A 20,603-nucleotide genomic window follows, 5' to 3' on the forward strand; every position below is an offset into this window, starting at 1 on the left:
TTTAATAAAAATTAAAATCCAAATCCTAGTCCAAAGGCAATTCTGTTTCCGTCTTGGCTGTTAAAAAAAGTTAGACGGGCTGTTACTAAATCTAATCCGTTAAGCCAAATTCCACCACCCACAGATTGATGCCATTTGTTTGAATCTTCTCCATCCAACCAAACTCTTCCATAATCATATCCGCCTAGAATTCCGTAACTCATTGGGACAATACTTTTTATTTTGCCAATATTCCAACGTAAATCAGTGCTTTGAAAGAAAGATTGTTTTCCGAGAAAGCGTTCGTTTCTGTAACCTCTCAAATCATAATCGCCTCCCAAGGTTGCTCCTTGATAGAATTCAAAATTGTTATTCAAAAGCATTTTTCCTTTCAATAACGTTCCGAGTACTAATTTATTGGATTTGGTTAATTTATGACTAAATCCTAATTCACTTTCTAAATAAGTAAAATTTCTTTTTGAATCGGATAAATTGGTTTTCCATGTTCCTTGAATCGAAAATAGCATTCCAATTGTTGGATTGGCTTCGCGATCATAATTTTTAAAAGCATAGTTGAATGAAACTCCGGCAAATTGCTGGTAGTCAAAAACTTCAGGATTGATAGCTCCGGGTTCGTTGATAAAACGATTGGAAGTTCCTTCCACTTCAATGTTTTCAAAGGAAGTTTGAATGGTAACTTCACTTCCAAATCGGCCCACATATTTAAGTGAAGGAGCAAATTTAAGAATTTGAATTCGAACACGATTATAATCCATTCCTTCTTCACTGTCAAAATTTTCAGTTTCATTTCCGTAACCAAAATAATTGATGCTGAAATTTGGAGTAGTATAACGGGCTTCCATTTCTAAATTCCATTTGCCAATTATTCGGGTAAAACTATTTTTATAACCTAATTCTACACCTTCGGTGGCAAAATAATAATTGGCACTCAAATTATGCTTGGCGGTGTAAGGATTGTTAATAAAACCTTGTTTAACATAACTATACGTTCCGCCAATTTTTACACCATCATCCGGATTAAAACCAATCATAGGTAATAGAAATGTATGATTGTATTTGGGTTTTTTGTAATGGTATTCATTTAGTTCATAATCATCTTTTAAATGAATTGCCGTGCAGTTTTCAGCATTTACATTGTTTTTCTTTGATTTATAATCGTAGATTTTTACTTTTTTACCGTTTTCAACCACATAATTATCATGATTTTGTCCGCCAATTAATCGGATGATGATGTTGTTTTTGGCTTTTCCTTTTACTTCAAATTGATCGTCGTCATCCAAGCCATAAATCCAAATTTCTTTGGTTTGTTTTTTATTATAGGTTTTCGAAAATTGAAATTCTTCGCCGTCTTTTTTCAATCGAAACCATGAAACTTTTGTATTTCCTTCGGATAAACGTTCAATTAGAAATTTGTCTTTTTTATCGGTTCCTGTCAGAATTATTCTTTTTTGAAGTAAATCATAATAACTCAAAGCAAAATTTTCCAATCCTTTTTTTCTGAATTTTAGTTTGGTTTTAATTTCGTTTGTTGTTTCATCGTCTTTTATTTCTAAAGGCAATTTGGAAAATGCTTCATCAATCGCTTCATCAGTCAATTCACTGATGATATAATTTGCCTGTTTTTTCCAATCGTCTTCTGTTGCATTTTTAATAAAAGCCACATCTAAGCTATGTGCCGAAAAGTTGAACCATTTTTCACTTGGATAATCAGCTTCAAAATTGGTAATATGTCTAACGCCTGGAATGTTGAGTAGTAAACTAATTAAGTTACCATCCACTTTTGCAAAAGCTTGATCACGATCTCTTGGAATGGGTTTGTAAATTACTTTGTCACCTTGTTCAAATTCCGACCAACGCCATTGGTCTTGGTGTCTGTCCCAATCGCCAATGAGCATATCAAACAAACGAGCTTTGATGTAGGCTTGTTCATCCACTTGGTATTTTTCATCTTTTCGGATGTTGGCCAAAACGTCGTCTGTTCCTAGAATGGCTCGTGGTTTTCCATAGCTTTCTAAATCGAGGTGTTCGTCTGTTTGACGTTCTTCTACCAAATATAATTTATCGCCAAACGAATCATTAAATTTCCCTAATCGGTTTTGTTTTGGGATAAAATACAGTTTAGGATTACTGTGATAAATGCCAATTTTATCTGCTAAATTTCCAATGATAAATGGTGTGAAAGGATGTCCGGAAGTATAAAAATCATAAATAAATTCTTCTGCATAGGTATCTTGAAATCCAGCCACGGCATTTTGATCTCTAAAAATAGATTGTAAAAAGCGAGGTGCATTTTTCTTTAAGGCACGCATGACATAATCTTTTCCGTTTTTATCTTCTAATCGAAGCGATTCCGATTGATTTCCACCACCTGAAATAGTAGGGGTTAATCCTCCATAAAGCGTGTCAAGTTGAACTGATTTGGCTTCAATGGGTAAACCGTAATAGGGTCTGTAATGTTCTCCCCAAAGAAATTTATAAAACTTACTTTTTTGTGTTGATTCAGTAGAATAAATAGATGCTTGAATAGTTTTTTCGTTGTTTTCGATGAAATTGGTATTTATTAAACCTTCATTTGGACTTGGAAGATAAACTTCATGAATCTTTTTTAATTCACTTTCTTCTGAGCTGAAATAGGTTAATAAAGCGGATTGATTTTCAAAAACTTCTAATTTACTATATCCAAATCCGCCAAAAGAAAAATCGTTTGCTCCAACAGCTTTAGCTGCTTCGCGTTTAGAAGCTGCTCCACTGATTACTTGTTTTATACCATCATTTTCAATGTATTGCAAATTGTGTTCGTGACCGGAAACCACTAAAACATTATTCCGGTTTTGAATCATCGGTTTGATGTTGTTGATGAGGTTTCGATACACTTTGTTTTGCAAATCCTGCGGACTGGCTCCGGTTGTTTTTCGTAAAAGATTGATTAGTGAGCCAATTATGGGTAATGGAATAGTGTTTTTGATTGGATAAAGGTGCTTTTTTGCCGAAAAAACGCCACCATGCGGACCGTGACTCATTAACGGATGGTGAATGGCCAAAATGGTGAATTTATTTTGATTTTTGTTGATTTCACTTTTCAGTTCGTCAAAAAATTCTAATCGGGTTCTGATGTCGCAATCGTCATTCATGGTTGGGTGTTTGTCCCAATCTTGTAGAAACCATTCGCTATCTACCACAATCAAACCAATTTGGTCATTTATTTTTACGGTTTCGATGGCACACCCTTTTCTGGGTAGAAATGCTTTTTTTTCATTCAAATACGTTGTGACATATTTTTCTTGTTCGTTTAATCCTTTCAAACCATTATACCAATCGTGATTGCCAGGCATAAAGATGGTCCTCCCTTTAAATTTTTTAGCGATTTCCAATTGAAGGGTTAATTTTTCTTCGGCATCGGCTCTGGTTGGATCATTTTGCTCGGCCGGCATTCCTTTGGGATAAATATTATCTCCCAAAAACAATAAAGTATTATTTTTATCCGTTGTGGAGACTTGACTTTCTAAAAATTTTAGTGTTTGTATCGTTTCGGGATTGGTTGTGTTTCCTGCATCGCCAATTAAGAAAAAAGTATGACTTATTTTGGAGCTGTCAATAATTTCTTGATGGGAAGAAATGGTGTCTTTTTTTCCGGTTTGAATCGAATGTGTTGCACAGGAAAACAAGAAAAAGGAGGGAAGTAAAACCAACCCTTTTTTATAATTTGCAATTAGCTTAATGAAAACCCGAAACATTTTCATAATTTAGTAGAAAATAAAATTTAGTCTATGAATTTGATCCAGCATGCGGAACAATATGTGTCAACTTTGTTAAAAGAGAAGTTGCCTTCTACTTTTGTTTATCATAATTTTAATCATACAGTTGGTGTTGTTCAGGCGATTACAAAAATTGCAAAGTATCAACAAGTGAGTGACGAAGATACTAAAAAAATATTGATTGCTGCATGGTTTCATGATACAGGTTATATACATGGAACAGAAAAACATGAGGTTTCGAGTGTACAAATTGCTTCTGTTTTTTTGAAGGAACAAAATTGCGATGAAAAGTTCATTTTAGATGTTTCTAATTTGATAATGGCTACTGTTTTTACGCATCAGCCTCAGAATGAATTAGAAGAAATTATTCGCGATGCCGATTACTTTCATTTTGCGAATGATAATTATTTAGCCATTTGCGAATTTTTGCGTGAAGAATGGCAGACTACTTGTAAAAAAAGTTTTACGGATTTGGAATGGTCTAAAGAAAACTTGCAAATGCTTTCGCAAAAGCATCAATTTTATACTCCTTTTGCGTTAACTTTTTGGCAACCGATTAAGGAAAAGAACATTACTAGAATTGAGAAAAGAATTAAAAAACTCATGAATAATTTTGACCAAAATTCTACTGAAATTGTCAAAAAACCAAAAGAAGAAAAACCGGAACGTGGTATTGATACTCTTTTTCGTGTTACACTTAATAATCACACTCGATTGAGTGAAATTGCCGATAGTAAAGCGAATATTTTGCTTTCAGTTAATGCAATCATTATTTCAATTGTGTTGTCTGTTTTGATTCCGAAATTAGACAGTCCGAGTAATTCTCATTTAGTTACGCCAACTTTTGTTTTGGTTATGTTTAGTGTAGTTTCAATTATTTTTGCAATTCTTTCTACGCGACCAAAAGTAACTTCGGGGACATTTACTCAAAAAGACGTGGAAGAGCGAAAAGTGAATCTTTTGTTTTTTGGTAATTTTTATAAAATGCCATATAAAGACTATGAAAATGCAGTAAATGAAATGATGAAAGACCGCGAATATTTATACAATTCGATGATTAAAGATTTGTATTATTTAGGTTTGGTTTTAGAAAGAAAATATCGTTTACTTCGAATAACTTACAACATTTTTATGGTTGGTATTATTGTTTCGGTGTTGACGTTTGTGATTGCGTTTAAGAACTCTGGGGTTTAGTCCTCACCCCAACCTTTTCCATCCGCCTTCGGACGGGACAAGAAGGAGAGGGAGACGATGTGGTTAGAAATGCAATATTTTTGGTTTTAAACTTCTCGGATTTTTCTTAGTAGCACAATGCCCTAGCCCAGATGGCAACGGAAATCCTGTTGAAATGAAAGCCTATTTTTTCTTGGGCTAACAGAGCGACCAAAGGAAGCTCCTGTTTAGACCTTAGAAAAAAAGGATTTCATGAAAGAGATTGGAGTGAACAGCTGGATTAGTTTCTGATTATTTTATTTCAACTCATCCAACAATTCTTGGTAGGAGTATTTTTTATCTGAAACTTCGGTGTTTAAAACTTTTACTCTAAATGCTTTTAACCCGGAAACACCTTGTAAATCTTCTACTTCAAATCGTTCTAAAGTAGGTTCCAAGACTTTTTTAAATTGAAGGTATTTAATGTATTTTAAATATTCTGCTTCTTCTTGATTGTGCGAATAAACGATGGTGATTTTTTCTTTTTCGGTGATGCGTTTATCGGTTCCCTTGATATTGGCTTTGTCGATACGTTTTTTCACGACTTCGTAGCGGGCATTGTAGGAGCCATCTACATCAAATCGTTTTTCATCCATTCTGAAACGGATTGATATGGGCGAGCTAAATACTAAAATTAACGATGTTACATCCAATGAATAGGGCAGTGTGTCTTTGATGCGATGGTGTTCCAGTTCCATTTCACAAAGGGTTTGCAATTGCCATAATCGGAGGTTGCTTAGATACATTTTGTCATATGGAATGTTTGGCACAATCGATTCGCCAATGTATAAATTATGCTCTACACCATCGGTTTTAAAACGTTCGTAATAGTGTGGATAAATTTGTTGAGCTTCGGATTGTTTTGCATCTAACACCGAGGCTAATTTTTTATTGATAACAGAAAGCGTGTGATCAAAATCTTTTCGGGCATGATAAAACATGCCGGTTTTGGAGTCAAGACTTTCGTAGTAGGATTTTACTTTTTGTTCATATCTTTTTTCGTTTTGAATTGAGGCTAAAACCGGATGAATTTCAAGTTCAATAAAATTTTGAATTTGCTGCTCTGAATCTGTCTTTAGAGGTGTATCTAGTTCATTTAGAAGTTCTTGTAATTCAAATTTTCGTTGTTCAACAATCAATAAATTGGTGTTCGATTTGAGTGTGTCGAAAATTTCAATGATTGTTTTGAGTTGATTTCTTAAATCGGTTTTAACGGTTTCATTTCGGTGTTCCGATGAGCCTTTGATGTCGATTTGTCCGTATAAAGGATAGACATTTTTAAACACAATCTCCTTTAGAATGTAATCTTTGGCGATGGCATTGTTTGTGAAATAATTTTTTGCTTCGCGTTTAAATTTCCAATATACACTTGGGTGAATAGTGGTATATTCTTTTTGAATGATGGCTTCCAGTTGATTTTGCATATCTGTAAAACTACGCACAATAGTGTCTACCAAAAACGGCATTATTAATTCTAACTTTGTAGCATTAATAGAGTTTATAGCTCTAATTTTGGAAGAGGCCAGTTCAATTATTCCTAGTAACTTACCGTCTTTTACAACAGGTGCTAAAAGACAACTTTGGATATTTTGTTTTAAAAGTTGGTTTGCAAATAATTTATTTTGTTCAATTTTTGCAAACTCATTTACATCGGGAATTATAAAGACATTATGGTTCTCGATTAAAAATTCGTAGGAACATCCGCAAAGAGCATTTTTGCAATCTGCTTCTGGTTTGTCTAACAAAATAAAACTAGACATATCACTTTCTTTAAAAGCAGGTTTTTCAAACGAATCTTGTTCCTCATTATAGATGGTGAAGCCCATTTTTAGATCAGGAATTTTAAAAACGGATCTAAAGATAGAGTAGGCATCTTCGGTATAATCTGTTTTTTTTAATTCCGGACTCAACAAATAGGTTTTTAGATTAGAAACGGCATTTTCAACCGTTACATCTACCAATGAAACAATGACAAATCCTTTTAAAATCCATGAATTTGGAGGAAATTTTTGTTTCCAAAGTTCAAAATTGTCATAATTGTCAATTAGTTCTTCTATTTCTTTTTGTGAAAGATGGTTTACTTTTTCTGTTGGAAAAATTTCTACAAAATCGGCATTGTATAAGATTCTATAATGTCTAACTATTCCGTTGGCATCGGGAATATCATAGAATAATGGTTTACCAAAATCAATGTTTTGGTTATAATGAGCATTGAGAATCAGGCTACAATTCATTATATAAAACTGATGTTCATCAAAATCCCTGATATTCATGTCGAATGTTTGTCCGGCATCTTTCAGAATTTTTTTGAATCGCTCAGTATAATTAAATGTAATGTTTTGAAAAGGAAGTGTTACGGCTTTAATTTCATTATGTGTTAAAGCTGTTGGAAACAAATCGGCGAGGAGATAATTGATAAGTTCTTCGTTTTCTTTAATAAAATTTAAGTTGTCGATACCCTCTCTAAGTTCCGGTTTTAATGCAACTTCTTTTAGTATTGCTTTTGCGTAATTAGATCTATAATCAATTGAAGACAAGGCAATTTCTTCCAAAATATTGATGACTTTGTGGAAGGAAATAAATGTTTGAAACGGACTTTCGTGAAAGTAATTGTTTTCCATTTTGTTGAATCTGCTGCAAAGTTACAGTTTATTCAATATCGAAAAACTTTTTAGGAGTTTTTTAGTTATAATTAACGATCTGTTTTTAGGCGACGTTGCTGAAATTATTTTCAACTTGTTCGATGTATTCAGAAGGTGTCATTCCATTTAAATCTTTAAAAACCCTATTAAAAGTAGATTGTTGTGAGAACCCAGCATTTGTATAAATGGATTCAATGGTATGTTTTTTATATTTTCTTTTATCAAAATCGTTTAATACTTGGTTAATTCTATATTCGTTTACAAAAATTATAAAATTCTTATTGGCTTTTATATTCAATGTTTTAGAAACATAGACATGATTAGTGTTTAGCATTTTTGATAGCATTTTTATGGTAAATTCTGAGTTTTGATACGGTTTTTCACTTTCAAAAAGTGCAAGAATTTCTGAGTAGAGAATTTCAAATTTATCAGGTTCATTTAATAAATTTCCTTCGCAACTTGCTTTATTTGAATTAGTTAATATTGTGTATGCGTTTATTTTTTTATTCAGAATATTTGTGCGTTTCCTCTCTAAAGAGACTACTTTATAGAAAAAAAATAAAGAAGCAATCACAAAAAATAGACCGATTGTAACAGTTATAAGTTGATATTTTATTAAAGTTGTTTGTAAATCGAAAGGAAGTGTTAGAGGTTGTGTAATGTCAAAATAATAGGATATAGGTTGAATTGTAAAAAACAATATAATAAAAAATAGTGCTAAAAATAGTGTTGTTTTAATCTTTTTTAATGCCGAAGAAATTATTAGTATAGGTATGTAATAGATAAAACAAATTAATGAAATGTGACAATGATATAAGCAAAGGTATATAATATTACATATAACATAAAAGGCAATAGGTTTAAAGAATTTATCAAAATTTGATTTAGTTCGAATTAATAAAACCCAGATAAATATGGTTATTACAAAGGAAAAAAAGTAATAGTAGATATTTGAACCAAGTAATCTATAATTATCTTCTATCGTTACAGTCAGTATAAATGATAACAGAAACATCAATGAAAAAGAAAAGAATGCAAACTGCGTAAACTGCTCTTTTAATTTATTCATATCATCATTTAATTCAATTTTAGCAATAGTATTATTCATGTTTATACTTTAATTCATTTATGAAAATTTAATGATTAGGAATCATTTTAATGTAAGTAAAATCTTCAATAATTTTTCAAGACAAAGTAATGTTGTTTTTTGAATTTATCCAATTCAAACCGTGTAGAATTAGTTCTACAGCCCTGTTATTGTTGAGGTTGTGATTTTTTTTTGATTTCTTTAACAACTCGATTTTTTTTAAGCTAAAACGTAAATTTATATAGACTAATTATTTCAAAATAGCTGAATTTTGATAGTTTTTATTACATAAAAACAAAATGATAACATTGTTTAACTATTTGAAAAACAAGATTTAACGTTGTTTTTTATGAGTTTTTTACGAATTAGCTTATACTTCTTTTGACCGCATTCTTATTCGTAATTATGTTTGTAAGCTCACCTATTGTGTAAAATCGGTCTTTTTTTAATCCCAAATAAAAAATGAACAAAAGCAATAAGTAAGAAAATGCTTACTAACCAAATATGTAAAAAATGGAAACAAAAATTACAGTATTAATTTTAATAAGTTTAAGCGTAATCGTGCTACTATTATTACTTGTTAAAATTTCAGATATTAATCATAATTGCATCGACATGAAGAAAAATAAAAATTTAGAAAAAGCATGTGTATTGAAATATGCATTTTTTTTGAAAGCAATTTTAAGCTTGCTATTTGCTCTAAATATTCAAACAGCAACTGCACAGAATTGTACACCTCCTCCTGTTGGTTGTAGTAATGTAGATTTTAGCAATTCATTTTTGGATAGCAGTAATCCTAGTACTTTGGAGTACGATAATATAGTATCTTCCTATCATGGTACTATATCAAGACAAACAGACGGAAAAGTTTTGGTTTGGGGAGAAGGTATGGCAAGTGATGGTACATCGCATGTGTTAATACCTACAGAGGTAAATAGCACAAATTATCCTGGACTAACTGGCTCTGTTTTAAGATTCACTGTTGGTTCAAACGGTATTACTAAAACTCAACATGCCGTATTAACAACTACGGGGCTTTTTGTTTGGGGTACCACTGACGTTCTTGTTTCATCAAGTATTAAGAATACAAACGCTTTTGGACCAATAACTGTAAATGGAAATTCAACAGGACTTCCTCCGGGAGTTTCTCCGGGAGATGTAAAAATGTTGTTTGGATCCTTTGCAACCTTAGTAATAACTACTTGCAACGGAAATGTATGGGTATTATCATTTAGAGGAAATAAAAATGGAGATAATACAATAGATAATGCTGAAAATAATTTAGTATGGCATAAAGTAAAGATTAATGATACAACTGATCTTACTAATGTGGTTGCTGCAAGAGGAGTTGCATTTGGCTTAATGGCATTAACTTCAAATGGTCAGATATATACATGGGGTACGAGTTGTTACCTGGGAGACGGAACAGCAACTGCATCAAGAACATACGCTACACAAATGACTCTTCCTGCTTTGCCAGCAGGTGTTGTGCCAAAAATGATTGGCATGCAGGAAGATGGAATTAATATCTCCAATTTTTCTGATACAACTCCATTAGATCTTAGCTATTATTTATTGGCTTCTAATGGTAGTTTATATACTTTAGGTGATAATACTAGGAAACAATTAGGTAATTTTAGTACAGTGGATAGCACAACTTGGGTTCGTGCACAATCATCTTCGGGTATAGACTTTACAAATATTGTTTGGTTCAGCCCAATAGAACATGATAGATGTGGAAGTAATGTTGGTCCGGCCATTAATGTAATTACAACAGCAGGTGAACTTTATGCTTGGGGTGTAAACAGTTCATATATGCTAGGATTACCAGTTTCTTCAACTGATTCTTCTGGAAGTGGTTATTCTGCAGCGGGTCTTTATGATCCTACTTTAATGCCAGGAAGTCTTTCGGCTACCGATAAAATCTTAGCAGTAGAAACAGGTGGTCATACCACTATAGCTATCAAGCAGTGTACTTCACAATTTGGTTATGTTGGTCATAGAACAATGGGAAGTATGGGTGATGGGAATTCAGGAAGTGCACATGAAAATATTTATAATTTTAGCGACACTGCTGTTTTGAATTTGTGTGGAGCAACGACCAAACCGGAGGTACAAAATATTGTAAGGGATTGTTCGTCTAATACAGTTGATTTAAGTGCTGCTTATTTAGGAGGATCTAATTTACCAGCAAATACTCAACTCGTTTGGTACACAAGTCCATTGCGTATCGAAGGAACATTAGTTGCTGATCCATCTTCTGTTGGTTTAGGCAATTACTATGCTTTTTATGAATCATCTGTAGGAAATTGTAGTACTCCACCAGCTTCAAATGTGGTTTCTGTAACAGCTGCTACATGTATTTCTGTAGTTTCAGATATCTCATGTTCAAACAACGGAACATTTGATGATGCAACCGATGACTTCATGATTTTCCAATTAGATCCGGCAACAAGTTCAAATTATACTGTTACTGCAACGTTTGGTGGAAGTCCGGTTACAATAACAACAATGGATGATGGTGCTTCAACAAATGTTTTTGGTGGAGTGCCAACTTATTTTAAAATTCCAAATGGAACTTTAGGAGCAGGTGATTTTACGATTATCATTACACCAATTGCAGGTCCTACAGAAACATTGACAGTTACTAATACTGGAACTTGTTCAGTAGAATGTGTAACTGCTTCTACTGGAAATGTGATCAGACATACATTCTATTCTCCATACTTAACTACAGAATTAAACGCATCTGCCATAGTTCCAAAATTTGATGAAGGAACTAATCGCCAACTAACAAGCGTGAAAGTTGATTATGGAATTAACTTTTTTGGAAATTTACGAATAGCAGTTGAAAATGCTACTGGTGCAAATTATAGATTTAGAAATTTTGCATTTGTACAATTTGATATTGCTGGAAACAGTTTTACAAATACTACAGATATCTTAACAAATCCAGATTATCCAGGATTTACACTTTACCCTTTTGGAACCACTGTTTTGCCATTTGATCAAACGTATCAAAATAGTGTGACCTATACCACAGCTGCAGATTTAGCTAATTATGTTGGATCAGGAACACTGACTAATAATATACAAACTGCAATTGGATTTTCAGGTACTGGTGGTGCCGTTACATCATCTTCAACCAGAGCAATGTATTTCTATACTGTAGAATATACCTATAATTGTATCAACCCAATAGTAGCGGTAGATGATACGTATGGCCCAGTTGCAAGTTCATCTTCGCCAACAACTATTGGTAATGTATATGAAAACGATACTTTAAATGGCATAGCAGTTGTTCCATCAGAAGTAACATTAACATCTACACCAACACCACAATTGTCTATCAATCCTACTACAGGTGAAGTAACAATTGCGGCAAATACACCTCCAGGAACTTACACTATCAATTATACAATTTGCGAATATGCAAATCCAACAAATTGTGATACGGCAACAGTGACTGTTACAGTTTTTGACCCTTGTGCTATCACGGCTTCTAATCCGGATTCTGATGGAGATGGTGTTAGTGATTATTGCGATTTAGATAGTGATAATGATGGTATATTAGATACAGAAGAAGGTTTTATATGTCTTACAAACGTGTCAACCGTAAATAATGCTCCATCTAGTATTAGTTTTGACGGTCTTACAATCAGTTATGCAGCAGACGGTACGGCAAATACATACACAGCACCTGGTGTAGGATTCGCAGGTTTAGAGCCAGAACAAGGTGTTACTATAGATTACAACTTTTCTCCAAGTGTTATTGATATGAAAATTTGGGTTACAGATATAGATAATCAAGAGTTTATGAAAATAAACTATTATGATCAAAACAATAACAGAATACCTGATTTAAGACCTTATATCACTGAGAATGTAGGTAATCCTAAAAATATATATATTGATGCTGATTATGGTTTATTAATAGATCCTCTGGTTTTTCAGGGAGCGGCTTCCCTTGACAATTATGTTGAGATTACCACTCCGTTTTTTGTGAGTAGGGTTGAGATTACCCATAATAACGTTAAGGCAAATGGAAATCCTTATCAGGTAACTAGTTCAACTCCAGAAATATATATCAAAGGCTTATGTTACTATTTAGATACCGATGGCGATGGAATTCCAGATTATTTAGATTTAGACAGCGATAATGATGGCTGCCCCGATGCTGTGGAATATTATGGTTCACTTGGTGCTGTTGGTACAGATGGAAATGATTACTATGGCAATGGCAACCCACCTGCAACGAATCCTAATGGTACTGTAATTGGAGCTTCTTATACAGGCAATTATACAAATGCACTAACCGCAACGCAAATCATAGTAGATTCACATCCGAATAATGTTTCAACTAATTTAGGCTCAACGGTTACCTTTAGTGCTTCTGCTACTGGAATAAATACGAATACCTTTAATCTAGGTACACCAAATTACACTATACCCCCTGCTACCAATTCTACTGCAGGATTGTTATTTCAATGGCAAGTTAGCACAGATGGTGGAAGTTCATGGGTAAACGTTTCAAACGGAGGGCAGTATAGTGGTGCAACTACAAATTCCCTTACTATTAGTAATGCTTCCTTAAGCCAAAATGGTTATCAATTTCAAGTTATAGTTAGCCATGCAATGCATGTTTGTACAACAATTTCTAATAGTGCCACTCTTGCGGTGGTAGATCCATGTTTAATCACAGCATCAAACCCAGATACAGATGGCGATGGAATTAGTGATTTTTGTGATGATGATGATGATAATGATGGTATTTTAGATACAGATGAATGTAGTAATACTTATAACGATATGCTTGCTGCTTTTAGTAGCGGACAAGCAATTGATATTGTTCCGTCTCATTTTGGATTGGCTTTAAATCAAAAAAATCAAAATGTAACACAAGATTTAAGCCATTTATATGGCTATCCTTCAAACTCAGGAGCTGTAATAATTTCTATTACAAATGCTTCTGTTCATCCAACATCAGATGCATGGTGGACAAAAAATGGAGAAGCTCCATCAGTATGGAATGTAACAGGGGCAATGAGTGCCTTTGTTGTGATGTCTCATGATACTAGATACTATGCAAACGATAGTAAAACTTTCCATATATATGATTCAACAAATGTAATACCTGTTACTACACCTGGATTCGAAAATCAATTACCAGTTGTAGGTCAATGGGATACAAATGAAAGTTCAACACAAAAAACACTAATAAATCTTGATAATAACTCAGCAACTGAGGAGTTTACGAATTGGAGATTTATAAATATGAACTTTGGTGCAAAATCGTTTGGTTTTTCAACAACAGTTAGTTTTGCAGATCCAACCTATGCAGTTAATATGTATCTTGAGTGTGATTATGACATGGATGGTATTCCCAACAGATTAGATTTAGATTCAGATAATGATGGTTGTTCTGATGCAAATGAATATTATAATTCATCAACAGCCGACGGAGGTGATGATGGAGTTTATGGTGTTGGAACTCCTTCTGTAGACGCTAATGGTCAAGTTACCACAGCTTCTTACATTGGCGACTATGCAAATGCGATTGATGATGCTGTTGCTACTGCATGTGTTAATTTACCACCATTTGATTGTGAAGATGGTTTAGGATATATTATAACAAATTCTAATACTAGTGGAGCTCAGATAAATTATATTTCAGGACTTCAGTCGTTCAATTTAACTACAGCTACTGTCACGTTGATTGATAATCAACTGATCGATCATCCAACACACCGTTTTGTAAACGCAATCGGTTATAATGTTGTTGATAACTATTTATATGGTATCAGACAATATACCAACGAAGTAGTAAGAATTGGTTCAGATGGTAATGTTCAAATTTTACCAACTGTTGGTTCAGTTTTAAATCCAGCTATTCGTTACGAATCGGGTGATGTTTCACCAGATGGTATCTTGTTTGCTTATAGTACAGATTCTGCTAGAATGTACTCGATTAATTTGAATACTGCTGCTGCAGATTATTTAACACCAGTTCAAAGAACATCAACTTCTTCGGGTTTAGCATTTGACGATTTCGCTTTCAGTCCAATCGACGGAATGGTTTATGGTGTAACCAGAGGATCTGCAAGTAGATTATTCCGTTTTAATCCCACAACCAATACGTTTACAAATATTGGTGGTATATCAGGTTTAGCTTCTACAGATGGAGTTACCTATGGTACTGCTTTCATGGATAATTTAGGGAATTTGTTTTTTGCAAACAATGTTTCAGGGAACACTTATAGAATTGCTACACCTCATTTAGCAACAGGTAATGTTGCTGCAACTATGCTTACCGATTTGAATGTTACTCCAGGCGATGGAGCTCGTTGTCCAAATCAAGCTGTTGATCCAGTAGCAGTAGCAGATACAGGTTGTGCAAATCCAAGTGGAACTACAAGTTTTGTGGTTGCTACAAATGATAATGTGGGTTCTTATCCAATCAATCCATTATCAACTCAATTTATAGATCCTGTGTCTTCTGCACAAGTAACTTCAGTTACTATTGCAGGTCAAGGAACTTTTACAATAAATGTAACAACAGGAGCAATAGATTTTACTCCAGAAGTTGCTTTCACAGGAACAACTGTTAGTTATGTAATAGCTGATACAGAAGGAAATTATTCTTCACCTGCTGTTTTAACAATTACAGTTTGTCCAGCACCAAGTATCCAAATCACAAAAGATGGAACTTACTTTGATGCAGATGCCAATGGCGTAACCAATGTAGGCGACGAAGTACGTTATACCTTCGTAGTAACCAACACCGGAAACGTTCCATTAACCAATATCATTGTAAGCGATAACAATGCGGTAGTAAGTGGCGGCCCAATTGACTTAGGAGTAGGTCAGTCAGACAACACAACATTCACAGCAGTTCACGTTATCACGCAAGCAGATATCGATGCAGGTTATGTGTATAACTTAGCCATCGCCACAGGTCAAGACCCAGATGGCGAAGATGTAACCGACACATCCACCGATCCAACCCCATGTGCAACATGTCCGGTAGATCCAGGTTGTCCGGATTGTACTATTACACCAATCAACGCACCAAGTATCCAAATCACAAAAGATGGAACTTACTTTGATGCAGATGCCAATGGCGTAACCAATGTAGGCGACGAAGTACGTTATACCTTCGTAGTAACCAACACCGGAAACGTTCCATTAACCAATATCATTGTAAGCGATAACAATGCGGTAGTAAGTGGCGGCCCAATTGACTTAGGAGTAGGTCAGTCAGACAACACAACATTCACAGCAGTTCACGTTATCACGCAAGCAGATATCGATGCAGGTTATGTGTATAACTTAGCCATCGCCACAGGTCAAGACCCAGATGGCGAAGATGTAACCGACACATCCACCGATCCAACCCCATGTGCAACATGTCCGGTAGATCCAGGTTGTCCTGATTGTACTATTACACCAATCAACGCACCAAGTATCCAAATCACAAAAGATGGAACTTACTTTGATGCAGATGCCAATGGCGTAACCAATGTAGGCGACGAAGTACGTTATACCTTCGTAGTAACCAACACCGGAAACGTTCCATTAACCAATATCATTGTAACAGATAACAATGCGGTAGTAAGTGGCGGCCCAATTGACTTAGGAGTAGGTCAGTCAGACAACACAACATTTACAGCAGTTCACGTTATCACGCAAGCAGATATCGATGCGGGTTATGTGTATAACTTAGCCATCGCTACAGGTCAAGACCCGGATGGCGAAGATGTAACCGACACATCCACCGATCCAACCCCATGTGCAACATGTCCGGTAGATCCAGGTTGTCCTGATTGTACTATTACACCAATTAACGCACCAAGTATCCAAATCACAAAAGATGGAACTTACTTTGATGCAGATGCCAATGGCGTAACCAATGTAGGCGACGAAGTACGTTATACCTTCGTAGTAACCAACACCGGAAACGTTCCATTAACCAATATCATTGTAACAGATAACAATGCGGTAGTAAGTGGCGGCCCAATTGACTTAGGAGTAGGTCAGTCAGACAACACAACATTTACAGCAGTTCACGTTATCACGCAAGCAGATATCGATGCAGGTTATGTGTATAACTTAGCCATCGCTACTGGTCAAGACCCGGATGGCGAAGATGTAACCGACACATCCACCGATCCAACCCCATGTGCAACATGTCCGGTAGATCCAGGTTGTCCGGATTGTACTATTACACCAATCAACGCACCAAGTATCCAAATCACAAAAGATGGAACTTACTTTGATGCAGATGCCAATGGCGTAACCAATGTAGGCGACGAAGTACGTTATACCTTCGTAGTAACCAACACCGGAAACGTTCCATTAACCAATATCATTGTAAGCGATAACAATGCGGTAGTAAGTGGCGGCCCAATTGACTTAGGAGTAGGTCAGTCAGACAACACAACATTCACAGCAGTTCACGTTATCACGCAAGCAGATATCGATGCAGGTTATGTGTATAACTTAGCCATCGCCACAGGTCAAGACCCAGATGGCGAAGATGTAACCGACACATCCACCGATCCAACCCCATGTGCAACATGTCCGGTAGATCCAGGTTGTCCTGATTGTACTATTACACCAATCAACGCACCAAGTATCCAAATCACAAAAGATGGAACTTACTTTGATGCAGATGCCAATGGCGTAACCAATGTAGGCGACGAAGTACGTTATACCTTCGTAGTAACCAACACCGGAAACGTTCCATTAACCAATATCATTGTAACAGATAACAATGCGGTAGTAAGTGGCGGCCCAATTGACTTAGGAGTAGGTCAGTCAGACAACACAACATTTACAGCAGTTCACGTTATCACGCAAGCAGATATCGATGCAGGTTATGTGTATAACTTAGCCATCGCTACTGGTCAAGACCCAGATGGCGAAGATGTAACCGACACATCCACCGATCCAACCCCATGTGCAACATGTCCGGTAGATCCAGGTTGTCCTGATTGTACTATTACACCAATTAACGCACCAAGTATCCAAATCACAAAAGATGGAACTTACTTTGATGCAGATGCCAATGGCGTAACCAATGTAGGCGACGAAGTACGTTATACCTTCGTAGTAACCAACACCGGAAACGTTCCATTAACCAATATCATTGTAAGCGATAACAATGCGGTAGTAAGTGGCGGCCCAATTGACTTAGGAGTAGGTCAGTCAGACAACACAACATTCACAGCAGTTCACGTTATCACGCAAGCAGATATCGATGCAGGTTATGTGTATAACTTAGCCATCGCCACAGGTCAAGACCCAGATGGCGAAGATGTAACCGACACATCCACCGATCCAACCCCATGTGCAACATGTCCGGTAGATCCAGGTTGTCCTGATTGTACTATTACACCAATCAACGCACCAAGTATCCAAATCACAAAAGATGGAACTTACTTTGATGCAGATGCCAATGGCGTAACCAATGTAGGCGACGAAGTACGTTATACCTTCGTAGTAACCAACACCGGAAACGTTCCATTAACCAATATCATTGTAACAGATAACAATGCGGTAGTAAGTGGCGGCCCAATTGACTTAGGAGTAGGTCAGTCAGACAACACAACATTTACAGCAGTTCACGTTATCACGCAAGCAGATATCGATGCGGGTTATGTGTATAACTTAGCCATCGCTACAGGTCAAGACCCGGATGGCGAAGATGTAACCGACACATCCACCGATCCAACCCCATGTGCAACATGTCCGGTAGATCCAGGTTGTCCTGATTGTACTATTACACCAATTAACGCACCAAGTATCCAAATCACAAAAGATGGAACTTACTTTGATGCAGATGCCAATGGCGTAACCAATGTAGGCGACGAAGTACGTTATACCTTCGTAGTAACCAACACCGGAAACGTTCCATTAACCAATATCATTGTAAGCGATAACAATGCGGTAGTAAGTGGCGGCCCAATTGACTTAGGAGTAGGTCAGTCAGACAACACAACATTCACAGCAGTTCACGTTATCACGCAAGCAGATATCGATGCAGGTTATGTGTATAACTTAGCCATCGCCACAGGTCAAGACCCAGATGGCGAAGATGTAACCGACACATCCACCGATCCAACCCCATGTGCAACATGTCCGGTAGATCCAGGTTGTCCGGATTGTACTATTACACCAATAATCAATGCTGTTGATGATGTAGTATCAAGTAGTGTATGTGATCAAAAGCAAATTGTTGGTAATATTTTATCAAATGATTTGTTAGGGTCTGAATTGGTAAATACGAGTACTGATAGTCAAGTTGTTCTTACTATTTTAGAAGGTAATAATCCAAATATTACTATAGCTTCTAACGGTGACATAACAATTCTGGCAGGTATTGAAGCGGGAACTTATGTATATACTTATTCAATTTGTAGCACAATAATTGCAGATTTATGTGATCAGGCATCGGTTACTATAACAATAAGTGAGCCTACTGAACCTGTTGCGGTGAATTGTTGGGATGATTATCAGTTTGATGTAAATACTTGTACTTGGATAAACCAAGGAACACAACCGGTAGAACCAATTATAGCCTGTTACGAAACAGTTACATTTGATACAGTTTCATGTTCATGGATAGTTTCAGGAACACAACCAGCAGTACCAACAGATTTAGCATGTTACGAAACAGCTACATTTGATACAGCTTCATGTGCATGGATAGTTTCCGGAACACAACCAGTAGAACCAACAGATTTAGCTTGTTATGAAACAGCTTCATTCGATACAACTACTTGTGCATGGATTGTTTCAGGAACACAACCAGTAGAACCAACAGATTTAGCATGTTACGAAACAGCTTCATTCGAAACAGTTTCTTGTTCATGGATAGTTTCAGGAACACAACCAGTAGAACCAACGGATTTAGCCTGTTACGAAACAGCTTCATTTGATACAACTACTTGTACATGGATTGTTTCAGGAACACAACCAGTAGAACCATCTGATTTAGAATGTTATCAAACAGCTACATTCAACGATGTAACGTGTACTTGGGATATTACAACTTTGTCAAGTCCTTTATTGAGTGAGGTAGTTCATCCAACTTGTTTGGTTGCTACAGGTAGTTTTGAGATAACAAATTATGATGCAGCTTATACTTATACAATAGTACCATCACAAGGAGTGATTTTCAATGGTGGCTTAGTAAGTGCACCGTCAGGAACTTATACTATAACCGCTACATTAGACGGATGTGATTTACCAACGATAAGTGTAGTTATAAATTCACAGCCACTTACAACAGTGGTAGTAGAGATGGATGCAGAGATTTGTAATTCTGACACATCAAGTCAAGTAGATTTAGCAACATTCTTACCAGCCGGAACACCAACAGATGGCGAATGGATCAATGCTGATGGAGTTTCAGGACTTAACGGTACTGTATTCTCTGGATTTGATGTGCCACTTGGAACTTACTTATTCACTTACTTATACGATGACGGAACATCATCTTGTGGAAGTCAAGTAAATGTAAATGTAACTGTTGCAGAAGACTGTATAGTATCGCCTTGTTCAAGCATCGTTATCTACAATGCCGTATCACCAAACAACGATGGATTCAATGATTTCTTCAACATTCAAGGAATCGAATGTTATCCAGAGAACACGGTTGAGATTTATAACCGTTGGGGAGTACAGGTGTTTAAGATATCCGGCTATAACAATACCGATCGATTGTTTGATGGCTACTCAAACGGAAGAGCGACATTCAACACAGACAAAGGCTTACCAACAGGTACTTATTGGTACGTGTTGAACTACAAAGATTTGTCAGGACAGATGAAAGAAAGAATAGGATATTTATACATTCAAAACAATTAAAGCTTAATATTCAGGGTGTTTGAATAAACTCATACA

Annotated in this window: 5 protein-coding genes; 2 read left to right on the forward strand and 3 right to left on the reverse strand. The window is 35.8% G+C overall.

Annotation, left to right across the window (positions count from 1 at the left end):
- Window positions 1–11: 11 nt before the first annotated feature.
- Window positions 12–3,740, reverse strand: coding sequence for a metallophosphoesterase (locus M0M57_RS11610; protein WP_248433191.1), 3,729 nt, complete (start codon window positions 3,738–3,740; stop codon window positions 12–14).
- A 27-nt stretch (window positions 3,741–3,767) separates the two neighbouring features.
- Here M0M57_RS11610 and M0M57_RS11615 point away from each other — a divergent pair, with 27 nt between their 5' ends.
- Entirely contained in the window at window positions 3,768–4,949 is a 1,182-nt protein-coding gene (locus M0M57_RS11615) for a Pycsar system effector family protein (RefSeq protein WP_248433192.1), read from the forward strand.
- A gap of 275 nt (window positions 4,950–5,224) precedes the next feature.
- On the opposite strand, the gene M0M57_RS11620 is transcribed toward M0M57_RS11615, so the two are convergent.
- Both M0M57_RS11620 and M0M57_RS11625 read right to left on the reverse strand, forming a co-directional pair.
- Window positions 5,225–7,588, reverse strand: coding sequence for a GAF domain-containing protein (locus M0M57_RS11620; protein WP_248433193.1), 2,364 nt, complete (start codon window positions 7,586–7,588; stop codon window positions 5,225–5,227).
- 85 nt (window positions 7,589–7,673) lie between these two features.
- Window positions 7,674–8,717, reverse strand: a complete 1,044-nt coding sequence (locus M0M57_RS11625) for a helix-turn-helix domain-containing protein (RefSeq protein WP_248433194.1) — start codon at window positions 8,715–8,717, stop codon at window positions 7,674–7,676.
- A 492-nt stretch (window positions 8,718–9,209) separates the two neighbouring features.
- On the opposite strand from M0M57_RS11625, the gene M0M57_RS11630 reads away from it, so the two are divergent.
- Window positions 9,210–20,567: a DUF7507 domain-containing protein gene (locus M0M57_RS11630; RefSeq protein ID WP_248433195.1), complete on the forward strand. Its 11,358-nt coding sequence runs from the start codon at window positions 9,210–9,212 to the stop codon at window positions 20,565–20,567.
- The last annotated feature ends 36 nt before the right edge of the window (window positions 20,568–20,603 follow it).

The sequence above is a fragment of the Flavobacterium azooxidireducens genome (assembly GCF_023195775.1).
GTDB classification, from domain to species: Bacteria; Bacteroidota; Bacteroidia; order Flavobacteriales; family Flavobacteriaceae; genus Flavobacterium; species Flavobacterium azooxidireducens.